Below are 26403 nucleotides of genomic sequence, written 5' to 3'. Positions count from 1 at the left end.
TTAGGGAAAATAAATGGATATTTGTATTGTAACTAATCATAGAAATAGTGCTATGTTTTCTAATAATTTAATAGAAGCAAATCATCAGTTAGGTAATAATACTTATATATTTGAATTAAATTATGATAAAAATATACAAGATGAAAGAAAACGTTTATTGGAGTTTATAGATGGAAATAATATAGAATTAGCGTTATTTCTTAATGATTTTCGTTTTCCAAATAAGTTATATTTTATTAATGAAGATATAGCTAAAAAGGTTGATTGTCGTTTATGGGTTTGGGATTCTATTCATGATGTACAATCATTGGGTAATCATATTAATATATATTCAAATATTTATTCTATTGAGATTAATGATGTAATTCAATTAGAAAAATATTGTTCTATTACTGCACATTATTTACCTTTATATGCAGGCCCAGAATTTTATTCTTCGCCTAGAGCGGTAACAGATGTACAAGATTTAGATATCTTTTTTATAGGAACTATTGCAGGATCTAAAAAAAGATTAGAATTATTAGAAGCAGCTGCTAAGGTAGCTTATGAGAATAATTATAAGATGTTAGTTTTAGGTCGTGTATGGCATAGTCATCATTGGTATCAGGAAATTATAGGTAAATTTAAATTTGGCCTTAAATACCCTTACTTATCTAAAGTAGTCAAAAATAAGGTGCTATCACCAGAAGAGGTTATTACATATTATAAACGAACTAAAATTAATCTGAATATTCATATAGAAGGTCATACTTGTTATAATTGTCGAACCTTTGAGGTAATGGGTAATAATAATTTTCTCTTAAGTGATATCCAAAATAAGTATGATTTACATTTAGAGGAATTAGTACATTTTGATTGTTATAGTGATACTAATGAATTAGTTGAGAAGATAAAATATTATATTGAACATGAAATTGAAAGAAATAAAATAGCTTATTCGGGTGGTTGTATTATAAGAGAAAAATATAATTTGACAAATGCATTAAAATTAATTTTTTCTTAGAAGAAAAGAGAAGGGGTAGTATGAAGGGGATTATTTTAGCTGGTGGATCAGGGACACGTCTATATCCACTAACATTAGTAACATCTAAGCAATTATTGCCTGTTTATGATAAACCCATGATATTTTATCCATTATCTATGCTTATGTTAGCAGAGATTAAGGATATCTTGATTATATCAACACCGCAGGATTTACCTAATTTTGAACGCTTATTAGGTGATGGTTCTAGATATGGTATTAATTTACAATATAAAGAGCAACCATCCCCAGATGGATTAGCACAAGCTTTTATTATTGGTGAAGAATTTATTGATGGTGATTCTTGTGCCATGATTTTGGGCGATAATATTTTTTATGGGGCAGGGATGAGAAAACAATTGCAAGAAGCTGCACAGGCCACGAGTGGTGCTACTGTTTTTGGTTATCATGTAGAAGATCCAGAACGATTTGGTGTTGTTGAATTTGATGAAAATGGATTAGTAAAATCTATTGAAGAAAAACCAAAACATCCTAAATCAAATTATGCCGTTACAGGGTTATATTTTTATGATAAAGACGTTTGTAAATTGGCTAAAAAGGTAACACCATCTGATCGTGGAGAATTAGAAATTACAGATTTAAATAAGATGTACTTAGAACGTGGTGATTTACGTGTTCACACACTTGGTAGAGGGTATTCTTGGTTAGATACGGGAACTGTAGATTCTCTTAGTGATGCATCTGAATTTGTGCGTGTTATCCAAACTCGATCTGGTATTGAAATATCTGCATTAGAGGAAATTGCTTATCGTAATAATTGGATTAGTAAAGAACAATTATTAGAGAGTGCAAAGCTATATGGAAAATCGCCATATGGTAAACATTTACGACGTGTAGCAGAGGGGCAAATACAAGGATAGGGGTTGTATAGTATGGGAATTAAGGTTACAGAAACAGGTATACCAGGTCTTATGATTATTGAGCCACAAGTCTTTGGCGATTATAGAGGCTTCTTTATGGAATCATGGAATAAGCGAACTATGGAAGAGGCTGGTTTATTTTATAATTTCGTACAGGATAATCATTCATCATCAACTATAAAAGGTACATTGCGTGGTATTCACTTCCAATATGGCGATAAGGCACAAGCTAAATTAGTACGATGTGTTCGTGGTGCTGTACTCGATGTAGCAGTTGATCTTCGTAAGGATAGTCCTACATATAAACAATGGTATGCTGTTGAACTTAGTGAAGAAAACCAAAAACAATTTCTAATACCTCGAGGCTTTGGACATGGTTTTGTGACACTAACCAATCATGTTGAGTTTATGTATAAAGCAGATAACTATTACGCACCAGAGGTAGATGGCGGTATTCGATGGAATGATCCTACATTGGACATTAATTGGGGTATAGAAAATCCTATCCTATCTGAGAAGGATACTAAATCTCCATTCTTTGATGAATTAGAGAATAAGATATCATTTACAATGGCAGATAGTAGACAATAGGATGGTGAGCATATGAATATTATTGTAACTGGTGGTGCTGGATTTATTGGTGGTAACTTTGTACATATGATGGTAGCTAAGTATCCAGAGGACCATATCATATGCGTTGATGCGCTAACCTATGCAGGTAATTTAGAAACTTTAGAGCCTGTAAAAGATAAGCCTAATTTTTCTTTCGTGAAAGCAGATATTGCAGATAGACAGGCTGTATATGAAATATTTGAGCAATATAAGCCAGATATAATTATCAACTTTGCGGCCGAATCTCATGTAGATAGAAGTATTGAGAATCCTGAAATATTCTTACGTACGAATATTATGGGAACTGCTATATTAATGGATGCATGTCGTAAATATGGAATTCAACGTTATCATCAAGTCTCTACAGATGAAGTATATGGTGATTTACCACTAGATCGACCAGATTTATTTTTTACAGAAGAAACACCGATTCATACATCGAGTCCATACTCATCATCTAAAGCATCGGCTGATTTATTAGTATTAGCATATCATAGAACGTATGGATTACCTGTAACAATCTCTCGCTGTTCGAATAACTATGGACCATATCATTTTCCTGAAAAATTGATTCCATTGATGATTATTAATGCTTTTAATAATAAACAATTACCTGTCTATGGGGATGGAAAGAATGTACGCGATTGGTTATATGTAGAAGATCATTGTGAAGCTATCGACTTAATTATTAGAAAAGGTCGTGTAGGAGAGGTTTATAATATTGGCGGTCATAATGAACGTGCTAATATTGATGTAGTAAAAACGATTTTATCTGCATTGAGAAAAGATGAATCTTTAATTACTTATGTTACAGATCGACCAGGGCATGACCAACGTTATGCTATTGATCCTACTAAAATCAATAATGAATTAGGGTGGTTGCCTAAAACATCTTTTAATGAGGGAATAAAGAAAACCATTCAATGGTATATGGATAATCAAGATTGGTGGGAACATATTATTAGTGGGGAATATAAAAGAACAAATTAAGGGTAAGATGGTATTATGAAAAAAATTATTACATATGGAACATTTGATTTACTACATTATGGGCATATTAACTTATTGAAGAGAGCAAAACAAATGGGAGATTATTTAATTGTTTGCCTTTCTACAGATGAATTTAATAAGAATAGTAAAAATAAAGAATGTTATTTTAGTTATGAGATTCGAAAACAATTATTAGAGTCAATTCGCTATGTTGATTTGGTTATTCCTGAGAATAATTGGAATCAGAAAATTGATGATATTAAAGAATTTGGAATTGATACGTTTGTCATGGGAGATGATTGGAAGGGAAAATTTGACTTTCTAAAAGATTATTGTGAGGTAATTTATTTACCTAGAACGAAAGAAATATCAACTACAAAGATAAAGAAAGATTTAGAAAAAAATAGAGTATAGATAAAGTAATAAGATAGATACTATTATTAATTTTAAATAGTAGAGACAGGTAATAATCATCATATTTATAGAGGAGTGGTTATCATGACGATTCAAGTATTAAAACCTAAATATCATGTAGAAGAATGTTTAAACGAAATCAGAGAATGTCTTGAAATAGGGTGGACTGGTCTTGGTTTTAAAACAGTAGAATTTGAAAATAAATGGAAAGAATATACTGGTCATGAGAATGCTCATTTCTTAAATTCTGCTACTGTTGGATTACATTTAGCGGTAGAAATCTTAAAAAAAGAAAATGGTTGGGAAAACGGTGATGAAGTTATAACAACACCGATTACTTTTGTTTCTACAAACCATGCCATTCTATATGAAAAATTAGTACCTCGTTTTGCTGATGTAGATGAATACCTTTGTTTGGATCCTGAAGATGTAAAACGAAAAATTAGTGATAAAACTAAAGCTGTTATTTTCGTTGGTTATGGTGGGCGTGTTGGTCAATTAGATAAAATTATTGAAATTTGTAAAGAACATAATCTTAAGTTAATTCTTGATGCGGCTCACATGGCTGGTACTCGTGTAAATGAACAAATGCCAGGTACATGGGATGGTGTAGATGTGGCTGTTTATTCATTCCAAGCTGTTAAAAACTTACCAACTGCTGATAGTGGTATGATTTGTTTCCATAATAAAAAATATGATGAAATTTGCCGTAAATTGACATGGTTAGGTATTAATAAGGATACTTATGCTCGTAATAGTGGTACAAAGGGTTCTTATAAATGGAAATATGATGTAGAGTACCTTGGTTATAAAGATCATGGTAATTCGATTATGGCTGCTATTGGCTTAGTGGAACTTAAGTATTTGGACGAAACAAATGAATATCGCCGTGAATTAGCAAGATGCTATGATGAGATGTTTAAAAACGAGCCTAAAATCCAAATTATAGGTGCACCACATGCTGATGAATGTTCTTATCATATCTATGAAATTGCTGTAGATAATCGAGATGGTTTACTTGAATATTTACAAGAAAATGATATTTATCCTGGGGTTCACTATCGTGATAATACAGAGTATGAAATGTATTCTTATGATAATGGTAAATGTCCCAATGCGCATAGAATGTCTAATAGAATTATTACAATGCCACTTCATATGTATTTAACAAAAGATGATGTAAAAATGATTGCTAATAAAGTTATTGAGTTTGTGAATGCATAAATATGGAAATCATAGATGAGTTAGTAGAAAAATATGGGATTACGGAATGGGAAAAACTCTATTTGGAAGGTATACGAAAAATTAGAGGGACAAGTAATCCTCCTGAATGGTTATATAAATATTCAAAAAAGAAATATGGCTGGAAAGATAATTTATCTAGATATTGGTTTGATAAATATATTGGTATACCAATTGGAAAATTCACATATGGCTATCGTTCTTATCAAGAAAGAGAAATGCATTCAATAGGTAGTTTTTGTTCGATAGGTATTGATCAACATCTTGTTCAAAATGGTCATAATATTAATTATGTAAGTACATATGGAAATTTTCTTGATTACAAGAAAGATATGCCTAACGCGGATAGAAGTATTAGAATTTGTAATGATGTATGGATTGGAGCTCATAGTATTATTAGAAGTGGTGTAACTATCGGTGATGGATCCGTTATAGGAGTAGGTAGTGTCATTACAAAGGATGTAGAGCCATACACAGTTGTTGTAGGTAGTAATCGAGTTATAAAACAACGATTTTCTGATAGTATAGTAGAATCTTTATTGTCCATGAAATGGTGGAAATGGGATGATGATAAAATCTTTGAAAGTATGAAGTATTGGTCTAAAATTGAAGAGTTTATAGCCAGGTATAAATAAAAGGTGAAGCCTTCTATATTTACATATTAAGTAAATATAGAAGGTTTTATTAGTATTTTATTAATTCAAAACGATTTATCTAGCACATTATGTAAATATCAAAAAATGTTATATGCATCAGAATTTGATAAATTAGTAAGATTTAATTTGTATAACATAGATTATAGAAAGAATGAGACTGTTCAGTATATATTAGATTGTTGTAAATAATATCTTAGGAATATGCTAATAGATTTTACTTTCAAAAATATTCGTTCATTTAAAGAAGAAGTTACCTTTTCTATGGAAGTAGGTGAAGGTATTGTTGAGTATACTAAAGAAAATACCATATCATCCAGAGATATAGATGTTGTTAAATCATCATTTATTTTTGGCGGTAATGCATCTGGAAAATCTAATGTGATTAGAGCTTTCCAACTACTTAGAGCTATTATTGTTCATGGCACATCTTCTGAGTTAGAGGCTTTACCTGTTGATTCTTTTGCCAATGGAGAAGGTAATAATTATTTCAAAATTCAATTTATTAAAAATGGAAATTTATATTGTTATGAATTAGATTATGATGCTCATAGTATTAATGAAGAGCGTTTAATTATGAATGATAATATCATTTTTAATAGGACTGTTGATGATATCATTATGCCGTCATCAATAAAGGGTTTAAAGGGCGCATTAAGAGCTAATCAGCCATTGCTATTTTTTGCTCAATCAAATAATGTACCAGAATCTAAAGAGTCATATGAATGGTTCGCACAAGATATCCTTATACTTGGTTTAGGACATAATGTTTTATGCAACCAGGAATTATTTAAGCCGTTATATACTAATCCTGATTTAAAAGAAAAAGTCTTGTATTTTTTGAAGGCTGCAGATTTCCATATAAAAGATATTAAAATACAAGAATCTTTCATACCAATACAAGAAAATAATCAAAATTTAGAATCTAGATTATTGCTTCAATTTGAATATGAATGTAAAGATGGAAGAAGCTTTACTATTGATTATGAAGCAGAAAGTATCAGTACACGGAAACTCTTGCTTTTAGCAATGATGATTTTGGACAATCATCATAATTCTAAGCTATTTTTAATTGATGATTTTGATTGTTTTTTACATCCTAAATTAGTTAATATCCTATTACGTATTTTTAATGAATGGAATGATACAAGCACGCAATTAATTGCGACTGCACATAATACAGATATATTAGATGCTCCCATAAGAACTGATCAAGTTTGGTTTGTAGATAAGAGTTATTATGGTATATCTACTCTAGATAATGCTTTTGATTATAATGAGTTAAGTATTAAGGATATTAAAAAGAGTTACCAAGATGGCTTGTATGGGGCTATTCAAATTATTAATGACTCTATGATAAAAGATATATTATTGTAATAGCAAAAGATGAATGAAAATTTCATGAATATTTAAATGATATTTAATCTCTATATGATACAGTATACGTATATCTTGTAAAGGTATACGTATTATTTGTATGGAAACATGGACACATAGGGATAAGCGTATTGCTTTACAAGATTGTATAGTAATTGTTTTAGTTTTAAGAAGAGGTATTGTATTATGAAAAAACAATTCGCAGCAATCTTCGCAGCAACAGCAGTTTTGGGTGTAACTACTGCATTCGCAGCTAACCCATTCTCCGATGTAACTCCAGATTCTTGGGCATACCAAGCAGTTTCCCAATTGGCAAATGCTGGTATTGTTAATGGTTACCCAGATGGCACTTTCAAAGGCCAGAATAACATCACTCGTTATGAAATGGCTCAAATGGTTGCTAAAGCTATGGCTAACCAAGATCGCGCTAACGCTGAACAACAAGCGATGATTAATCGTTTGGCTGATGAATTCTCCAACGAATTGAACAACTTGGGCGTTCGTGTAGCTCGTTTGGAAGACCGTGTTGGTAATGTGAAAGTAACTGGCGATGCTCGTCTTCGTTACCAAGATGAAGAAAAAGGTAACTCTAAATTCGACGCACGTGCACGTTTGCAATTCAATGCAAAAGTAAACGATCGTACTGATGCAGTTGTTCGTGTGGTTGCTGGTGATTTCGAATTTGGTGATGCTAATGCTGATACAACTGTAAAAGTTGACCGCGCATATGTAAACCACAAATTTGGCGAACGCGTATCCGTTAAAGCTGGTCGTTTTGGTCAAATGTTAGGTGCTGGTTTAGCATATGACGATACTTTTGATGGTGCTCAATTCAATGCTGGTAACGACAAAGTTAACTTCCAAGCAGCTTATGGCTATGCTATTGAAGGTGTTAGTGCTAATACCAAAGAAAACTCTCAACTTGCTGTTGTTAACTTAAATGGCAAAGTTGGTAAACATGTTAACGTAGGTGGTTTCTACACTCGTGTAAATGGCGAAGATTTGAAAACTACTGCTACAGCAACTCCAGCTAACAAAGCTTATAAAAATATCTATGGCTTCAACACAGACATTAACTTCGATAAAGTTTGGGTTGGTGGCGAATGGTTAAAAGCTTCTAATATGGAAAAATCTCAAGCATGGGTTGCAGGTGTTGGTTATGGCGCATATGACCAAGCTAAACAAGGTACTTGGGACGTAAAAGCTCAATACTTCAACCAAAAAGCTAATGCTCCTATCTTGTCCAGTACTTGGGATCATGCTTACACTGCTGGTTATAAAGGTTGGATGGCAACTGCTGACTATGCATTACAAGACAATGTTGGCTTAACTGCTTACTATGGCTTCAATTGGAAAGATCAAGCCGGTGCTGATCAAAACGATTTCTACCGTGTTGACCTTAACTACCAATTCTAATCTCGTAGATTAGTGTAGTTTAAGTACATGTACAAAGATGGCGAAACGCATGTTTCGCCATCTTTTTTTATTTGTAATACTCTTTTTTAAACAAAATAAATGTTTTAAATAGGTTTTTATGATATAATAATTAAAAAAGGAGGTGTTATAGTGCGGTTATTAGGGTTTGAAATACATAATACTAATTTGTTTGGTAAAAATTTACATATTGATTTAGTAGCCACCGACAAAGTAAGCCAATTACTTACTGATAATGACAACATAGAAAGGGCATATAGGATTGATAGTGGAGCGTCTATTTATTCCCAAAATATAATAGCTTTCACAGGTCTTAATGCAACAGGTAAGACCACGATTTTAGAAGTTATTCAGATATTGTTACAGATTGTGGCTAATGATGCTAGGTTGAATGACCCTCATATTAAACCAATTATTCAGAAAATTATAGGAAGTGCTGATGGTACAAAAGAGAAACCAATAGTTTTTGTTATGTGGTTTGAAATTGGTAAACAAATATTAGAATTAACATCTTCAATCATAAAACGATATACATTGGACGATGAATATGATTTTATTTATAAGAATGAGATATTGAAAGTACGATCGTTCACAAAACTAACTAAAAAGAATCTATTTAATTTTGTACGCTCTAAGGTTGTTAATCAACGTACCGATTTTGAAGATGCTAAGTTTTTACTTGATGACATGAGTATTGCGAGCATGTTTAAGGATAAGGCAACAAAGGTACTTTGTTCGTTTGAAAAATATAATACCGTTAGGAATATACGACCTACAATTCCAGATGTGTCGATTATACAGTGTTTTGATAGTGCAATTAGTTGTATTGAACAGTCAGAGGGAAAAGACAAATACAAATTGAAATTCAAAAAAGATGGTGATTCTGAGTACGATTTATCTTATGATGAGTTAGAATCTATCTTATCTTCTGGTACTGTAAAAGCATTGCACTTTTTTCCAGCTCTCCAATCCGTATTAAAAGCAGGAGGGTACATTCTATTCGATGAGATAGAAAATCATATTAATAAACGTCTTGTAGAATGGATTCTATCTTTATTTGAAAATCGCGATTATAACCCTCATGGGGCCTGCTTAATTTTTACAACCCATTACCCAGAATTATTGGATACTTTTGTAAGGAAAGATAATATTTATATTACTCGTAAACGTAGCGATGGAATATTAGAGGCTGTTAAATACAGTGATGAAATTGAACGTAATGAATTACTCAAATCAAATGTTATTTTAGGTAATTTAATTAAAGGGACAGTGCCTAAATATGCATCTATGAAAGCAGCAGAGCAGGCGTTAGCGGGTACTGTTAAATAGGTGTAATATGTCTACATTAACAGATATATGTACAGATCATTATATTATTTTCTTCTGTGAAGGCCGGAATGAAGAGGATGCTTTAAAGTGGCTATCTGAAGAAGAAAAATTAACCTTAGATGTAAGCAGTTGTAATTTTGATAATTTAAGAAAATTGCGCACCCGTAAACAACGTTCTAAACACTTACAGGAAATATTGCGTAATGATTATGATAAGCCGCCAGCACTCATTTATATATTAGATAGTTTGAAAGAGACAATTACGTTACCCAGAGAGTTTCGGCATATCCCTATTTATTATATATATACGTACCCTGAGTTTGAGATTTTATTCATTATACATATAAATAAATGGAAAACATATAATCAGCAAAACCCTAAGCCTAAAGCATCTGAATTTGCACAAGGCTTTTTCGATTGGGATATAAAAACGGAAGGTTCAGTTAAGCGTGTGTTTGAATTTGAGGTTACTAATTTAGTGGAAGCAGCTCATGTGTTGAAGGTACAATATAATAAAATACGTGATTTGAGAGATAAATATGGTCTCTATGATTTGTGTCATTAGTTTTGTATTATGTAGTTAAAAATTTATAGTAATAAGGCTGTCCTAAAATGTGATTTAATCATATTTTGGGATAGCCTTTTTTGTTTTATATTTGCTTAAAAATGAAAATAATATGAATATTTTATGTTCTGCTTATCGATTATTTATCTCTCATTATTATACTAGAAAGGAATTGTATAGTTGTATGTTTTTCATATAGAGGAAATGAGGGTACTTATATACTGATTCATGCGACTATAGCATGTAACATATAGTTTCTGTATAAGAGAGGTATTTTATGAAACATCAATTGGCTGCTGTGTTGGCAGCGACGGCTGTGTTAGGTGTAACGACTGCGTTCGCAGCGAATCCATTTTCCGATGTAACGCCAGATTCTTGGGCGTATCAATCCGTGTCTCAATTGGCGAGTGCAGGTATTATTAATGGCTATCCAGATGGGACTTTCAAAGGCCAAAAGGACATTACTCGTTTTGAAATGGCGCAAATGATTGCGAAGGCTATGGCCAATCAGGACCGCGCGAATGCAGAGCAACAAGCGATGATTAATCGTTTAGCTGATGAATTTTCCAATGAGTTGAATAATTTGGGCGTTCGCGTCAATCGCTTAGAGGACCGCGTGGGTAATGTGAAAGTAAATGGTGATGTGCGTTTGCGGTATCTTGGCACTAAAGCGATGGGGCCTGACTTTATAAGAACTCAAGGGGAGTATAGCCAAAAGTCCCAATTTGATATGCGTGCACGTGTCCAATTCAATGCGAAGATTAATGACAAGACGGATGCGGTAGTGCGTATGACGACCGATTCTATTGAATTTGGTAATACTTACGATGATAATACAGGTGAAATGACTGGGGCAGCTTACATCGACCGTGCTTATGTGGATCATCGATTCGGCAAATATGTATCTGCAAAGGTAGGGCGCTTTAACCAAGTTATCGGCAATGGTTACTACTATGACGATGTGTTTGACGGTGCTCAAATTAATATCGGCAACGATAAAATCCAATTCCAAGGGGCCCATGGCTATTTCTTAAAAGGGATGTTTAATGGTACCTCCGCAGATATGAATGATACCGTTAGTTATGCTAGCCTTAAAGGTCAGCCAAATAAACATATCAGCATGGGCGGTTTCTATGCTCGTATGAACTCACCATATAATATGGGCTTCATATTTAGAAAGTTTTATGGTTTCCATACCGATATTAATTTTGATAAGGTTTGGATTGGCGGCGAATGGTTGAAAGCAGCCCATACGGACCATGGCACTGGTTGGACTGCTGGTGCAGGATATGGTCATTATGACATAGCTAAAAAGGGTACTTGGGATGTAAAAGCCCAATACTTCAATATTGATGAAAAGATGGGCGCTGTGTCCTCTAAATGGAACCTTGCTTATGATTCTACACAAACTGAAAGTAGTGGACATTTATGGTTCCACGGGTATAAAGGCTGGCTCGGTACTGTGGACTATGCATTGCAAGACAATCTAGGTCTTAGCGTATATGCTGGGTTCAAAGGTAAAACAAAATCTGAACTTGCTAGTGATAAGCGCTCCTTGGCTAACTATTATCGCGTGGAGCTTAACTACCAATTCTAATGTGATGTCCAGCTTTTATGATGTCTAGATATCCTAATCTATATGTGTTGTGTAATGTATATTATTAGTGAAAGTATGTGTTATGTAATGTATATTGTTGATGAAAGTATGTATTGTGTTTGTGGAGAGGGTTAGATTATGAAAAAACACTTGGCAACGATGTTGGCAGCAATGGCTGTGTTAGGTACGACGACGGTATTAGCAGCGAATCCGTTTTCTGATGTAACGCCAGATTCTTGGGCGTATCAATCCGTGTCTCAATTGGCGGATGCGGGCATTATTAATGGCTATCCAGATGGGACTTTCAAAGGCCAAAAAGATATTACCCGTTTTGAAATGGCGCAAATGATTGCGAAGGCTATGGCTAATCAGGACCGCGCTAATGCGGAACAACAAGCGATGATTAATCGTTTAGCCGATGAATTTTCCAATGAATTGAATAATTTGGGCGTTCGCGTGGCTCGTTTAGAGGACCGTGTAGGTAATGTGAAAGTAACCGGCGATATGCGTCTTCGTTATCTTGGTTCCCAAAAGAAAGATGGTAACTATGTAAACGCTGTGGGCGATTACAGCAAAGGTTCCCAATTTGACGCGCGTGCTCGCATTCAATTCAATGCGAAGGTGAATGATCGCACAGATGCTGTCGTTCGCGTAACATCTGGAGACTTTGAATTTGGCGATGCGACTAATGGTGGTAATGCAACGGTCACTATCGATCGCGCTTATGTAAATCACAAATTTGGTGAACGCGTGTCTGTGAAAGCTGGTCGCTTCGACCAAATGCTCGGCAACGGTTTGATTTACGATGACACATTCGACGGCGTTCAATTCAATGCAGGCAACGACAAAGTTCAATTCCAAGCAGCCTACGGCTATGCTGTGGCAGGTGCTTTTGACGGTTTAACTAAGAAATCCAATAAAACTTTCACCTATGCAGGCGTTAAAGGTCAACTTAATAAACATGTAAATCTTGGTGGCTTCTATGCTCGTAGAAATGCGCACAAATCCAGTGGCGACCTTAGAAACATGTATGGCTTCAGCACAGACATGAACTTTGATAAAGTTTGGGTTGGTGGCGAATGGGTGAAAGCAGCTGGCGTTTCTCACGGTTCTGCATGGACTGCTGGCCTTGGCTATGGTGACTACGACCAAGCAAAACGCGGTTCTTGGGACGTAAAAGCACAATACTTCAACTTCGGCCAAAACTTAGGCGCTGCATCCTCCACATGGGACATCGCTTACGACCTAACTAATACAGCTTGGGCTACAACTGGAGCTGGTGTCACTACTAGTGCGTTGAATTACCAAGGCTTCAAAGGCTGGTTATTAACTGCTGATTACGCATTACAAAAGAACGTGGGCTTAACTGCATACTACGGATTTAATAACAAAACAAACAAGGCTACTGGCGATAACGAAAAACTTTCCAACTACTACCGCGTAGACCTTAACTACCAATTCTAATATGATGATTGGTATCGTTCATAACTAACACAATCCCCTTGATGAGTATCTCGGTACTTATCAAGGGGATTTTAAATTAGAACACGCCTGTAGTAATTAGCAAGACGAGCCTGATATAGTGTCTCTAGAAATAGAACAGGCGTGTTCTAATTTGTAAGATAGCCTGAGATGGTCTCTCCAGAATTAGAACAGGCCTGTTCTATTTTTTAGGAGAGGTATTAAAGGGTCCAGGCAATACTACAGGTCTATACTAATTTTATTTCTCTCATATTTACAAATAACAAATTGTAAATTATAATTTAAGATAATTTATAGTTTGTTTACATTGTGAGAGTGAGAGGATTTTTATGAGACATGTAAGTAAAGCAAAGCTATCGCTAGCTGTGGCACTGGCGATTGCTGGATTTGTAATGCCTAATATGGTGGTAGATGCGGCTTATACCGCTCCGTATACTGATAATACAGATTTTGTAGCTAACAGTGATGATATGATACGTGTATTCCCAGAATACGATAAAAATATATCTTCTATAGTAGCGAATGGTGGTATGGTTATTATTGAAGACGGGTATTCTAATATTGGCTATGGTCATAGTGCATTTGCTACCAGTAAAAATGGTGGAGACATTAAATTGAAAAAAGGTGTATATAATTCTGGTAGAGTGAGTACACCTGTTGCTCTTGCTCAAGGGGGCACAATTAATATAGGCGTCCATGATCATCACGGCGAATTTACGGGTGATAAAATATTCGTTGAAGGCGATGTTATAGTTAAACATGATCCAATTCATAGCTCAACCATTAATATCGGTATAGATGGTGAGGAATCCAATTGGTCTGGGTTAGCTTTCAATTTAGCTGATGAAAATGACAGAAAATATAATCATATCAATGTGTTCCTTGGTGAAAGAGGGGCTTGGGAGCTATTGTATCAAGGTGGCCTTGATGGCACTAACCTTGATAGTAGTACTATGCCTAGCCGTGTACATCGACTTGTTGGTTCTACGAATCGTAATTTTCAAAATGTGGTAGAGCAAAATGAGCATAATAAACTCTATATTGATAAGCTCGAAGGCCATGTTAATTTTATATATGATCCTAATGATGAATATGCAGACACCGAAGATCCAGAATATACACCGCCAACTACAACATATAATGGTTTAACGGCTGATTCCTTCTGGGGTGGCGACATTCATATCACAAGTGCAGCCCCTAATGCTGGCGCTCATCTATACACCAGCCGCAAAGGACTAGACTTGTCTACTGAGGATAATGTAAACAAGGTTTTAGATAATCTTGCACATAAGGTGTATTATCATAACTATGTGACTGGTGAAAGAAACCTTGAAGGCACAGTAGCTATTGCTTCTGAAGGTGCTGAATCTGGTCGTTTTAAGGTAGTAACGTCTGGCTATGCTAAAGAAGGTGCTATTACATGGCAAGCGGATCAAAATGGTCAAGGTAAATATGTGTACGGTAATACAACAGTAACACCTACACCGCAACCAGTGCCAACACCAACACCGGCGCCACAACCGGCACCAACGCCAACACCGGCGCCACAACCGGCACCAACGCCAACACCGGCGCCACAACCGGCGCCAACACCACAACCAGTACCAACGCCGGCACCAACACCGCAACCAACGCCGGCTCCAACACCGCAACCGGTACCAACCCCACAACCTGCTCAAACAACGGCATATGATACTCCTCATATGCGTGGCGCTCGTTCCGCGATTATGAGCAATATCAACGGCTGGCGCACATTAATAAATATTTACCGTCCTCGTGCATTGCAACAAGGCGCAACAACAGGTATTTGGGCCCATATCGGTGGCGGTCAATACAGTTATGATGCACAAGGTATTGATACCGACACAACCTATACACGCATTCAAGGTGGTTACGACGCTAAAACTGGTAGCGGTTGGACCGTAGGCGGTCAAGTGTCTTACCTTCGTGGCCATGATGATTATGTGTTCAATGGCTCTGGCAAAGAAAAGGCCTTTGCTGTTGGCGCCTATGGTTTGAAAGACCTCGGCCGAGATCAATACATTCAACTTGAATCCCAAGTTGGCCGCGTAACGAATACTTTCACAGCTCGTAATGAAATTGGTGAAAGCCTATCTGGCGAAACTAAGGCTAATGCATATACTATCGGCGCTCGCTATGGTAAAACTGTGAAATTACAAAATGGTTTATACATCGAGCCACAAGCGCAATTGAGCTATACCCGCTTTGGTGGAGATAGCTTTAATGCAGGCACCATGCATGTAGACCAAGCTGGCGTAAGCAGCACTGCTGGCGGTCTTGGCCTTGAAATTGGTAAGACCTTTGGCGCCGGTAGCATCTATACTCGTGTAGGTGTTAACCATGCCTTCTCTGGCTCGGTGAAAACTACATATACAAGTGGTTCCACTGTAAAATCTACAGAACAAGACCTTAAAGGTACATGGACTGATCTTGCATTCGGTGGCCGTTATGGTATCAATGCTAACAACAGCCTTTATGCTGATATTAGCACAGGTTTATCTGGCGACTATAAAGCAGGCTGGTCTGTAAACGCTGGATTTACACATAAGTTCTAAGATATATTTACCTAAAATAATCTGAAAATATAGTCTATATATAAAATAGCCCCAGAGTACTAATAGCGGTGTATATTAGCTGTTAGTACTCTGGGGCTTTTATAAATATGGTGTCTCTAGAATTAGAACAGGCGTGCTCTAATTTTTAGGAGCAGTATCAAAGGGGCCTACCGATACTACAGGCGTTATGGGGTAAGATTATGAAAAAACAAATTACCGCAATGTTAGCAGCAACTGCTGTATTGGGCGCAACAACTGCATTTGCTAACAATCCATTTTCTGATGTGAGCACAGATTCTTGGGCGTATCAAGCGGTGTCTCAATTAGCTGAGGCAGGCATCGTAAATGGCTACCCAGATGGAACTTTCAAAGGCCAAAATAACATTACTCGTTACGAAATGGCGCAAATGATTGCAAAAGCTATGGCGAACCAAGATTGTGCCAATGCAGAGCAACAGGTTATGATTAATCACTTGGCTGATGAGTTCTCTAATGAATTGAACAATTTGGGCGTTCGTGTGGCTCGTTTAGAAGACCGCGTAGGTAATGTGAAAGTAACAGGCGATATGCGTCTTCGTTATTTAGGTGCCCAAGAAAAGAATGGTCACTATGTAACTGATAGAACTAATCTTGATTCCCGTGATTATAGTCAACGTTCTTTATTTGATGCTCGTGCTCGCGTTCAATTCAATGCAAAGGTTAATGATCGTACAGAAGCAGTAGTTCGTATGACTTCTGGTAATATTGAATTTGGTGATGCACATACTCCATCTGGTGTAGGCGCTATTGGCTTGAAACCTGGCACTGTAACTATTGATCGTGCGTATGTAAATCACAAATTTGGTGAAAGAGTATCCGCTAAGGTTGGTCGTTTCCAACAAACATTTGGTAATGGTTTAATCTATGACGATACATTTGATGGTGCTCAATTCAATGCGGGCAATGACAAAGTTCAATTCCAAGCAGCGTATGGTTATGCTGTTGAAGGTGGCTATGTAACCGATGAATATGGCGAACGCACAATTAATAGAGATAAAAACTTCACCATTACGTATGCTGGTTTAAAAGGTGAATTGAATAAACATGTAGCCCTTGGTGCATTCTATGCTCGTTACAACAAGGAAAAATCATCTAACAATGATATCCGTAACATGTATGGCTTTAGCACAGACATGAACTTTGATAAAGTTTGGGTTGGTGGTGAATGGGTGAAAGCTCCTGGTGTATCTCATGGTTATGGCTGGACTGCTGGACTTGGTTACGGCGTGTATAATCAAGCTAAACGTGGTACATGGGATGTGAAAGCCCAATATTTCAACTTTGGTGAAAACTTGGCTGCTCAATCCTCTACATGGCAAATTGGCTATGATGATACTACTAGATACCTTGATAATACATCCACATTTGTAACTAAATTACGTGGCTTCAAAGGCGCTGGTTAGCAACTGCAAACTATGCATTACAAGACAATGTAGGCTTAACTGCATACTATGGCTTCAATAACAAGACAAACAAATCTACTGGTGATAATGAAAAACTTTCTGATTACTACCGTGTAGACCTTAACTACCAATTTTAATATCTTATAAAGTTAATTGCAAAAAGAGTGGAGAACTGTGTTCTACCACTCTTTTTGCATTGCTTTGTTAATTATCTAAAAAGATAATATGAATAAATATAATACCATCAAATATGATATTATATTTCTACTTATAGTAATATAGTTGAAATGAGAGGTATCTATGAATTTAAAGAGTATAAGTAAATCTATAGTTAGTAATTTTAGTAGAAATATTAAGTGTATCTGGAGTGACTGGCAGAATTTACGTGTTTCTGTCAGTGAAGGAACTTATATATCTAGATATTGGGATAAGTTTTATAAAAAACGTTATAATGTATATTCAAAATTAGATACAGATAAATTATTATACTTATTAAGTCATAAATCAGTTGAGTATAATGCAGGATTATCTTATTCATGGATAGAGATTCTTTTAGCAGGGGTTTTAGGAGCTCTTTTATCTAATATAGATAAGATTGTTAAATTTCTTACTTCAGATAATTTATCATCATATGATGTGGCTATACTAACACCGTTAGTGATTTTTCTAATCAGTTTAGACTTTGCCGTTCCATTATTAGGTTGGCTTTCATTAACATACTTGGGGCTAGGTACTAATAAAGCTTGGTGTTTTTATGTTCTATTTTTTGTGATGATGATTTTCTTAGCAATATATAACTTTTTAATTAATGTGATATGGACGATACCGTTAATTATTATTATATTAAGCGCCCTTAATATATATGGTGTAATTGTTACTGTTTTAGATTGTTTTAAACAGCGAATAGCTTTTGAGTATATAGTTATCAAAGATATACTTTTAGAAAGAGGGGTATCATATAATAAATAATTATAATTAAAAAGACATTATAATTTGTATATTATATTGCAATAATCAACAGTTGTACTTTGCAGAGCTACATATTAATATAGCGATAGATTAAGATTTAGGGATTCTTAATATTGAGGACTTGGTATTTTTTTCACTATTATTACCGCTATATGCTGTGTTAATCGTGGGATTTATTTTTATCATTGGTATGTGCGTAGGCTATCTGTGGTTAGCTTTCATAGAAAAACCTGTTATGAAACGAATTACATCACATATTGAAAGCAGTCAATTCTGAATAGAGTAGAAAGTGCCATTTTAATGCGAATTTCACCGTTTTTTGGTATAATAAACAAGTATTCCAACGATAAAACGGAGGTAATTCTAATGCGTAAATTCTTATATATGTTAGCAGCTCTACTCGTGTTGATCGGTATTAATACATATGATGTAGAAGCTCGTACAGATGTGTATGCTACTACTTATAATGGTAATAGCTGGTACGTAGATCAAGACTCTGTGAAGAAAGTAGGGGATGTACTTAACTTTACGGTGTACACTACATCTGGCCTTAGCTATAAGGTAACAACTAGCGATAGTAACTATTACAATGCAGATGTATTCTACTATAATAACAAACTCGTCTCAGACAATGGCCAATCCGTTTGGAAATCTCCAGGTATGATGGCCGCTTTGCGTGTGGCACGTAAGTAAAGGGTAAATAAAAAGGCAGCAATTTTATTGCTGCCTTTTTGCTTATATAATTTCGTATATTTCTATTAATAGATTCTTGTTGATTCGCTTATATGTTCGCCATATAATTGACGTAGGATAGTCAAGCGAGGTTGGGCCTCTCTTCGTAAATGAAGGGAGGGGTGTCTATGAGTAATTATGAGTTGATCATGATAATTCTAGAGGTAATGACCGTAGTTATTGCCTTTGGAGCACTTGTGGCGCTTATTTGTCTTGGAAAAGACAAATAGCCCTTCGTTACCAATAACTGGATAACTGAAAGGCCATTTCATCAACTTCCTATAATCTTGAGATGAGCCCGACGGTTCTACTCGTTTGGCTATCTGCTTATATTATATGGTCAATATTATATATCGTCAAATACGGATAAATACTATATAGAATTTACTACCTAAAAGGTAGTAATCTTGATATGTACCCCCTTTACTGGTTGTCCAGTAAAGGGGGTACATATCAATTATCTAATAAATGGGACTTTTATACTCTTACTTTATAACTCATTTATTAATATTTTAAATAATTTTAAATAAAATTCACAAAATTCATTTACAATTCACAAAAAATAGTGTAATATTTTAAACATATTTTAAAAGTGTTGGATATGAGTTCTTAATAAAGCGAGTATATATCTATTTTTTCTGTCTATTTAGACTAATAAATCAACTTACAGATATATATTCGTTTATGAATGAACTTTCACAAATGTGATTGTAATTGTATTTATAGTTGAGGTGTAAGAGGATGAGAGCAAGAAATAAATTTTTATTATCTGCTGTTATGATGACTTTATTGTCATCTACTATGGCTATGCCTAGCTCATGGGCTGCAGCAGGTCTTAATTCTGAGGGACGCGTTTTTGCAACTACTGCAGATAGTAAATTTGAAAGTACTGGAAGTGTGACTGCGAATGGTGTGGTAGCGTCTAATGGTGGTCAAGTTACGATTGGCTCCTTGGATACTCCTGATGCATCTCAATTGCCTAAACGCTATCGTCAACCAGCTTTCATTACAGGCATGCTAAATAACAGTTCCATTCAAGTGGATGGCGGGATTATGGACGTGACTACTGCACCATGGAAGTCTCCATATCCAGTAGCGTTTGCATATAATAGTAAAATTAATCTCGGCATTGATGATGCGGGTACTGTAAAACACAAAGTGTTTAATATGCAAGGTGATGTGCTGGTATCTGATAAAATGATGCCTCCTCATCAAGAACAGCAACCATCTGTGATTAATATCGGTCTCGGTCGTGCACATAACAGTCCTAACCAGTTTTCCGGTAAAGCTGTGAATACCTTAGAGGGTAAGGGTGGCGAAATCAACATGACCTTTGATGGTGGTATGTGGAGCCATGATAGCATGGGCGGCTTGGAATCTTTCAAAATTGATGGTAAAACAGAACGTAGTAGTATTAACAACCTCACAGGTACTCGTACGCGTGAAGGCTTTAGCCGTATTGCGCAGGACTCCCGCAGCGATATTCATGTGAATAAACTAGATGGCCATATTAACGTTATTTATGATATGAGCGATGGTACTGGTTTAAACTTTGGTAAACAAGGTTCTAAGAAAAATGGTCTTGATCCAGCTGATATCGAGGGTGGTAACTTCATTGTAAAATCCGCTGCAGCTGGCTCTGGCGTACATGGCTATGTAACAGGCGATCATCTTGATACTTCTTCTGAAAGCAATGTAAACAAGATTTTAGATAACTTAGCCCACAAATTCTATTATGAAAACTATGTAAAAGGTGAAAGAAACCTTTCTGGTACTGTATCCATCGCTTCTAAAGGTATCGTGTCTAGTTACAAAAAAGCGTTGACTACAGACCAAAAAGAAGGGGATATTACATGGAAAGATGGTAATGGCCAAGGCTCCTATGTAGTGCCAGAACCAAAACCTACACCAACTCCAGATCCAAAACCAGTTACACCTGTAACTCCGGATCCAAAACCAGTTACACCTGTAACTCCAGATCCAAAACCAGTTACACCTGTAACTCCGGATCCAAAACCAGTTACACCGGTGACTCCAGATCCAAAACCAGTTACACCTGTAATACCAGCACCTAAACCAGTAAATCCTAATCCTGTTGTTCGTGGTGCGTACGATACACCTCATATGCGTGGTATTCGTTCCGCTGTAGTAGGTAATTTCAATGCATGGCGTATAGTAGCTGACGATATGTATCGTCCTCGTGTATTGCAACAAGGTGAACCAACTGGTATTTGGGCTCGCATCGGTGGCGGTAAATACAGCTACTCTGGCAGCGGTATCGACACAGCTACAGATTATACACGCATCCAAGGCGGTTATGATGCTAAAATCAGCCGTGGTTGGACTATAGGTGGTCAAGTATCTTACCTTCGCGGTTCTGAAGACTATGTATTCGATGGTTCCGGCAAGGTTAAATCCTTCTCCGTAGGTGCTTATGGTTTGAAAGACCTTGGCAAAGATCAATATGTACATGTAGAAACTCAAGTTGGTCGCGTATCTAATGACTTCACAGCTCGTAATGAAATTGGTGAAGCTATGTCTGGCGATACAAAATCTAATGCGTACAGCATCGGTGTTCGCTATGGCAAAACATTGAAATACGATAACGGTTTCTATGTAGAACCACAAGCACAATTGAACTTTACACACTTCGGTGGCCGTAACTTCAATGTAGACAATGTATCTGTTAACCAATCTGCTGTAAATAGCACTTCTGGTAAAATCGGCCTTGAATTGGGTAAACAATTTGGCAATGGTAACCTTTATACACGTTTTGCAGCAGGTCATGCTTTCACAGGCAATGTAAAAACCGCATTTGCTAGTGGCAGTGTTGCGAAATTAACAGAGCAAGACCTTAAAGGTACTTGGACTGAACTTGCATTCGGCGGCCGTTATGGTTTCAATAGCAACAATAGTGTATTCGCTGACGTTGCCACAGGTTTGTCTGGTGATCTCCAAGCAGACTGGGGTGTGAATGCAGGATTTACGCATAAGTTCTAAGTGTAGATTTATTAAATAATCTTTTTGTACAATAGCTAACTAGTGAAGAGGTAACAGCACTAGTCGTTACCTCTTTATTTTTATATAGAAGTGTGCAAAAAATCACATAATAGTAGCATCATTAGGTCTATACTAAACCCATGACCGTATAGCAGTTTATATATAGACAACCCTTACGTACTATAGATAAATTTACACACAGGTATCCAAATATATGCAATTACTCCTAGATACAAAGCAATTACAATCCTTTTGGATATCGTATTCTTTCTCTTTTAGCTATATGGTCGTAGTTAAATAAATAGCCCCCGTAGGTTTCCTACGGGGGCTTGTTTGTTATCTAGCTGGATATTGAGTGTTACACCTGTAGTTAATAATAGCTTATCTCGAAGGATGAGTGTCGCCTTTATGGCGATCATCTCTTCTATGATTATCGCTTCTTGCGTCATCATAATCGCCTCAGTACGGGCCTTGAAGATATGTCTGGTGAAAGCGAGTTCTGCTTCAACTGGTATGGTTCTTACTATTTAGAGCTCGAATAAGAATGCAACTTATTTGGATTATTAATTTTTATGAAAATTTAATGAGTATATCATCTATTATCTGAGCTTAATAAATGATATACTCAAGTAGAGAAAGGTGAGTGTTGGTATTATCTGTTCTTAGAAGAAAATAGCTTTTGTTAAAAGCTATTTTCTTAATATGTAGCCCACCTACATTATGATGTATGATTTTTGTTCATAATTAGTTACTCTCCAGTTACGTTAATAACTATTGTAATGTATAATTTTAAATCTCTCTCAATAACAAACTTATATCATACGGCAAGTATCAGAATCCACCTTATCTCCAAATTAAAAGTGGGTAGTTAATCTCTATTGATTAATTACCCACTTTTTGTCCTATAACCCTCTTTTTACATGAGTGTATGGCCATGTTAAAAAATACAATAAGGGCTCAGGATGTTCTATAGTTGTTATTTTGTAAAATAGCCGAGATATTCTAAGTGAATTAATACCTCATTTAAGTATTGTTCACTAGGAACCTTATAGGTGTAACCATCTTTTGTAGTGCGATTGACTGTTAAATCAGATTCTACTAATTCAAGTAATTTAGCACGAGAGGTCGGTTGTGCTAATTGATTCATCACGTACAGTACACCGTTATCAACTTCATTGTCCAATTGGTTGTACATGTTTCCTAAGGCCATGTACTTATTTCCGTCTTTCATAATTAGCGTGTTCACGTAATTGATAAAACGCTGTGGAATATAGCTTTCATTTTCAACAAATGGAGTCATAGGATAGGACTCACCAAAGATATTGATTTGCCCCACAATAGTTAATAATAGTAAGCGTTGATAGAGTTGATCCATATTGATGTTATAGCCAGGGTACTGACTATTAATATGGTTGATAATACCTTGTACATTAAACTGTTTATGGGTGTCCATTAACTCTTTGATGGCAATGTTTACAGTATCAGTCCAGTCTTCTGGAACTCCTTTTTCATTTCTGGAATTGCCTACATAATACAAGCTATTTAGAATATCTTGCGTTACTGTTTCTTCGTGATTGATTTTGTCCTCGTTTGGAAGTTTTGTTAATAAACTCATACGGAATTGTGTATCGTACACGTAGTCATAGAATTGCTCTTTATCTACATAGTTGTCATGAGATAAGGTTCTAATATTATTCGTAACATCGTCTGCAAGCCAAGTGATAAAAGAACGCTGTAATACTTCATCACCGATATAGGCACAACCCTGTTTGCGTGCTCGTTCAATGAAATCGGATACATATACAGGATCGTTGAAGGCTTCTAAATATTCGTGAGCTACATAGTAGTCATTGGAATTCAATACATTATGAATATTGTTAATCTTATAGGCTGATTGTGCACGGGATCGATCATCAATATTCATAGTGTCTGCTACCATTTTGAGTACGCTTTTAGTATATAAGGTACGCTCTAATAAATCTTGGTCCTTTGCTCGTTTTTCAGAGTATAACATGATATCTCGCAATTGTTCGAGACGTTTCCAACCTGGATACGTATTATACGATACATAGGCGATACCGTTATCAGATAAATTCACATTGCAAATACTTAGGATTTTATCTTTCACCACATCTGGAACCCAGGACCAAATACCGTGAACGATAATATAGTCGAAGGTCCCGAAACTTTCATCGATATCGAGAATGTCCTTTTCTAATAGGGTCACATTTTTGAGGCCTATGGAGTTAATAATATCATTGCCGTGTTTTACCTGTACGCCTGATAGGTCGATGCCTGTGAAAGTAGTTTCAGGATAGTACAGCGCTTGTGGAACGATATTGCCACCACAGGAGGCACCTAATTCCAATACGCGAGCCCCTTTTAGAGGTACTGGGTTAAGTCCGTACATTTTAGCCTTTGCTTGTAAATTGTTGATATTTGTACTGGAAAACGGCTTAGATACGTAAAGGAAAGAGTCGTATGAGTTTTTTAACTCATCAATATCCCCTTGCAACTTTTCCGATATGACGGAACTAGTTGAAACGACTTGCTTTTCCTCTGCATTAGTTTTAGTTTTTTTATTTTTCTTATTCTTATTCATATACTTCCCCAATGATTACATGCATAGTATTAAATCATGAGATTAGTATAGCACATAATTGGAAACCATATCCAAAAAATTGGACATAATTTGAGTTGTTATTAAGGCTGAAGAGCAAAATAGGTTGTCGTTATAATATATCTATCGTAAGGGATGATTAAAATAGTATTACTATATAATATATACTATTATATAAAACACTACCCCCCTTGTAGAAGCTTGACAGTATACGTTTATATTCGCTACACTTATATATATTTCATTTTTAATTCATGAATTGTATGTGTAGAGAGATATGAAACGTATTATGTGTATAGCCTTAGGGTGTTTGTTGTGTTATGGGACCACAGCAGCACAGGATAAGGTACAAGGAGAACAATTACATAAGGCGGCACAATTAGATGCGTCAGCAGTGGAGATGGCAGATTTCCATATTACGCCATCTGCAACACCAGATCATGTCATTGGTCAAGGTGGACCTCTTGTTATGGATCGACAAGATGCAAAGACCGTTCAGTATACTGATGTTGATGCGGTGAACCGTGCCATTAATGCGGTGGCTATGACAAACGTATCTAATGCGATGCATGGATCTAAGGGAAAACCATGGATGCGTCGGACCACATTGAGCTTTCAATTTCAACAAGACTGGAAACCTCTGTACTCTGTAGAGACCGTGCAGCCATTGGGGCATTATGATGATACGTCTCGTCAGGTGTGGTTTACGCAACAGCGTTTGTCACGAGCGACGGATATTGGTACCACGGTAAATGTAGGTGTTGGTTATCGTCGTATTTCAAAGGATGATCGTCATGTATATGGTGCCCATCTATTTTATGACCATCGATTCTTGCGGCATCATGACCGCCTTAGTGCGGGCCTTGAATATATGTCTGGTGAAAGCGAATTCAGATTTAATTGGTATGGGTCGGCATCTGATGAGAGAATCCTTGATGCCAATCTTCATACATTAGAACGTGTATCTGATGGCTATACCGTTGAGTATGGTAAGACCTTTACAAATGCAAGGGGGGCTCGGATATATGTAGAAGGGTATCATTGGAAACAAGTGCGACAAGCGGATAAGAATGGTTTGCGCATTGGCTCAGAATTACAGCTCACACCGCGTGTGGCTATTGATATGGGCTATAATAAACCTGAACATAGTTCTGGCAGTCCTTATGGTAAGATTACCTTCCGTCTAGCTGGTTCACCTATTGCTTGGTATGGTGGACAGCACCGTCTTAGTGAAAGCACAACGGTGCGAGGTAAAATGCTAGAACTAGTAAGAAGACAAAATACAATATGGGTAGAATAATCTAAAGATTGAATAATATATAGAGAGAAAATAATATACAGATACAATAATATATGAATTAGATATTATATGGATATACCTAATATTTATATCGATAATATCAGAATAATTTAAGTGATGTATCTGAAGTTACATTCACAATATATTCATTTATGATAAACTGTGTT

The 26403-nt window shown here is 36.0% G+C and carries 20 protein-coding genes and 1 pseudogene; 20 read left to right on the top strand and 1 reads right to left on the bottom strand.

Annotation, left to right across the window (positions count from 1 at the left end; translation table 11 throughout):
- The first annotated feature begins 13 nt into the window (after window positions 1–13).
- From LKD20_RS02750 to LKD20_RS02660, 19 genes and pseudogenes are all read left to right on the top strand, one after another.
- A complete protein-coding gene (locus LKD20_RS02750) occupies window positions 14–1003 on the top strand; it encodes a glycosyltransferase family protein (RefSeq protein ID WP_227720834.1) in 990 nt (329 codons plus the stop codon).
- Between the two features lie 20 nt (window positions 1004–1023).
- Window positions 1024–1902 (top strand): glucose-1-phosphate thymidylyltransferase RfbA, encoded by an 879-nt coding sequence (rfbA, locus tag LKD20_RS02745; protein ID WP_060924886.1) that lies wholly within the window; start codon window positions 1024–1026, stop codon window positions 1900–1902.
- A gap of 12 nt (window positions 1903–1914) precedes the next feature.
- The gene (gene rfbC / locus LKD20_RS02740) at window positions 1915–2493 is read left to right on the top strand and encodes a dTDP-4-dehydrorhamnose 3,5-epimerase (protein ID WP_197414182.1); all 579 of its coding nucleotides are present in this window, start codon (window positions 1915–1917) and stop codon (window positions 2491–2493) included.
- 12 nt (window positions 2494–2505) lie between these two features.
- Window positions 2506–3504: a dTDP-glucose 4,6-dehydratase gene (rfbB, locus tag LKD20_RS02735; RefSeq protein WP_227720833.1), complete on the top strand. Its 999-nt coding sequence runs from the start codon at window positions 2506–2508 to the stop codon at window positions 3502–3504.
- 15 nt (window positions 3505–3519) lie between these two features.
- Window positions 3520–3918 (top strand): glycerol-3-phosphate cytidylyltransferase, encoded by a 399-nt coding sequence (gene tagD / locus LKD20_RS02730; RefSeq protein ID WP_227720832.1) that lies wholly within the window; start codon window positions 3520–3522, stop codon window positions 3916–3918.
- An 84-nt stretch (window positions 3919–4002) separates the two neighbouring features.
- On the top strand, window positions 4003–5142 hold the full coding sequence (locus tag LKD20_RS02725) for a DegT/DnrJ/EryC1/StrS family aminotransferase (RefSeq protein WP_227720831.1): 1140 nt from the start codon (window positions 4003–4005) through the stop codon (window positions 5140–5142).
- A gap of 2 nt (window positions 5143–5144) precedes the next feature.
- Window positions 5145–5795: a CatB-related O-acetyltransferase gene (locus LKD20_RS02720; RefSeq protein WP_227720830.1), complete on the top strand. Its 651-nt coding sequence runs from the start codon at window positions 5145–5147 to the stop codon at window positions 5793–5795.
- 282 nt (window positions 5796–6077) lie between these two features.
- Window positions 6078–7190: an AAA family ATPase gene (locus LKD20_RS02715; RefSeq protein ID WP_227720829.1), complete on the top strand. Its 1113-nt coding sequence runs from the start codon at window positions 6078–6080 to the stop codon at window positions 7188–7190.
- A gap of 186 nt (window positions 7191–7376) precedes the next feature.
- Entirely contained in the window at window positions 7377–8606 is a 1230-nt protein-coding gene (locus LKD20_RS02710; protein WP_227720828.1) for an S-layer homology domain-containing protein, read from the top strand.
- Window positions 8607–8756: 150 nt separating this feature from the next.
- The gene (locus tag LKD20_RS02705) at window positions 8757–9953 is read left to right on the top strand and encodes an AAA family ATPase (RefSeq protein WP_227720827.1); all 1197 of its coding nucleotides are present in this window, start codon (window positions 8757–8759) and stop codon (window positions 9951–9953) included.
- A gap of 7 nt (window positions 9954–9960) precedes the next feature.
- Complete coding sequence (locus LKD20_RS02700; RefSeq protein WP_227720826.1) at window positions 9961–10518, top strand: hypothetical protein; 558 nt, start codon at window positions 9961–9963, stop codon at window positions 10516–10518.
- A 277-nt stretch (window positions 10519–10795) separates the two neighbouring features.
- Window positions 10796–12115: a putative porin gene (locus LKD20_RS02695; RefSeq protein ID WP_227720825.1), complete on the top strand. Its 1320-nt coding sequence runs from the start codon at window positions 10796–10798 to the stop codon at window positions 12113–12115.
- Between the two features lie 138 nt (window positions 12116–12253).
- Window positions 12254–13579 carry an S-layer homology domain-containing protein gene (locus tag LKD20_RS02690; RefSeq protein WP_227720824.1) on the top strand — a complete coding sequence of 442 codons (1326 nt, stop codon included), beginning with the start codon at window positions 12254–12256 and terminating at the stop codon, window positions 13577–13579.
- Between the two features lie 347 nt (window positions 13580–13926).
- On the top strand, window positions 13927–16173 hold the full coding sequence (locus LKD20_RS02685) for an autotransporter outer membrane beta-barrel domain-containing protein (RefSeq protein ID WP_227720823.1): 2247 nt from the start codon (window positions 13927–13929) through the stop codon (window positions 16171–16173).
- A gap of 200 nt (window positions 16174–16373) precedes the next feature.
- Window positions 16374–17752 (top strand): annotated as a pseudogene (locus tag LKD20_RS02680) (S-layer homology domain-containing protein).
- Window positions 17753–17915: 163 nt separating this feature from the next.
- The gene (locus LKD20_RS02675) at window positions 17916–18584 is read left to right on the top strand and encodes a hypothetical protein (protein WP_227720822.1); all 669 of its coding nucleotides are present in this window, start codon (window positions 17916–17918) and stop codon (window positions 18582–18584) included.
- Between the two features lie 366 nt (window positions 18585–18950).
- A complete protein-coding gene (locus LKD20_RS02670) occupies window positions 18951–19277 on the top strand; it encodes a hypothetical protein (protein WP_060924893.1) in 327 nt (108 codons plus the stop codon).
- 780 nt (window positions 19278–20057) lie between these two features.
- On the top strand, window positions 20058–22316 hold the full coding sequence (locus LKD20_RS02665) for an autotransporter outer membrane beta-barrel domain-containing protein (protein WP_227720821.1): 2259 nt from the start codon (window positions 20058–20060) through the stop codon (window positions 22314–22316).
- A 383-nt stretch (window positions 22317–22699) separates the two neighbouring features.
- On the top strand, window positions 22700–22858 hold the full coding sequence (locus tag LKD20_RS02660; RefSeq protein ID WP_227720889.1) for an inverse autotransporter beta domain-containing protein: 159 nt from the start codon (window positions 22700–22702) through the stop codon (window positions 22856–22858).
- A gap of 434 nt (window positions 22859–23292) precedes the next feature.
- On the opposite strand, the gene LKD20_RS02655 is transcribed toward LKD20_RS02660, so the two are convergent.
- Window positions 23293–24918: a class I SAM-dependent methyltransferase gene (locus LKD20_RS02655; protein WP_227720820.1), complete on the bottom strand. Its 1626-nt coding sequence runs from the start codon at window positions 24916–24918 to the stop codon at window positions 23293–23295.
- A gap of 295 nt (window positions 24919–25213) precedes the next feature.
- Here LKD20_RS02655 and LKD20_RS02650 point away from each other — a divergent pair, with 295 nt between their 5' ends.
- On the top strand, window positions 25214–26236 hold the full coding sequence (locus tag LKD20_RS02650; RefSeq protein WP_227720819.1) for an inverse autotransporter beta domain-containing protein: 1023 nt from the start codon (window positions 25214–25216) through the stop codon (window positions 26234–26236).
- Window positions 26237–26403 lie beyond the last annotated feature (167 nt).

It is taken from the genome of Veillonella fallax (assembly GCF_020687175.1).
GTDB classification, from domain to species: Bacteria; Bacillota; Negativicutes; order Veillonellales; family Veillonellaceae; genus Veillonella; species Veillonella fallax.
This window is presented reverse-complemented; position numbering and strand designations above follow the sequence as displayed.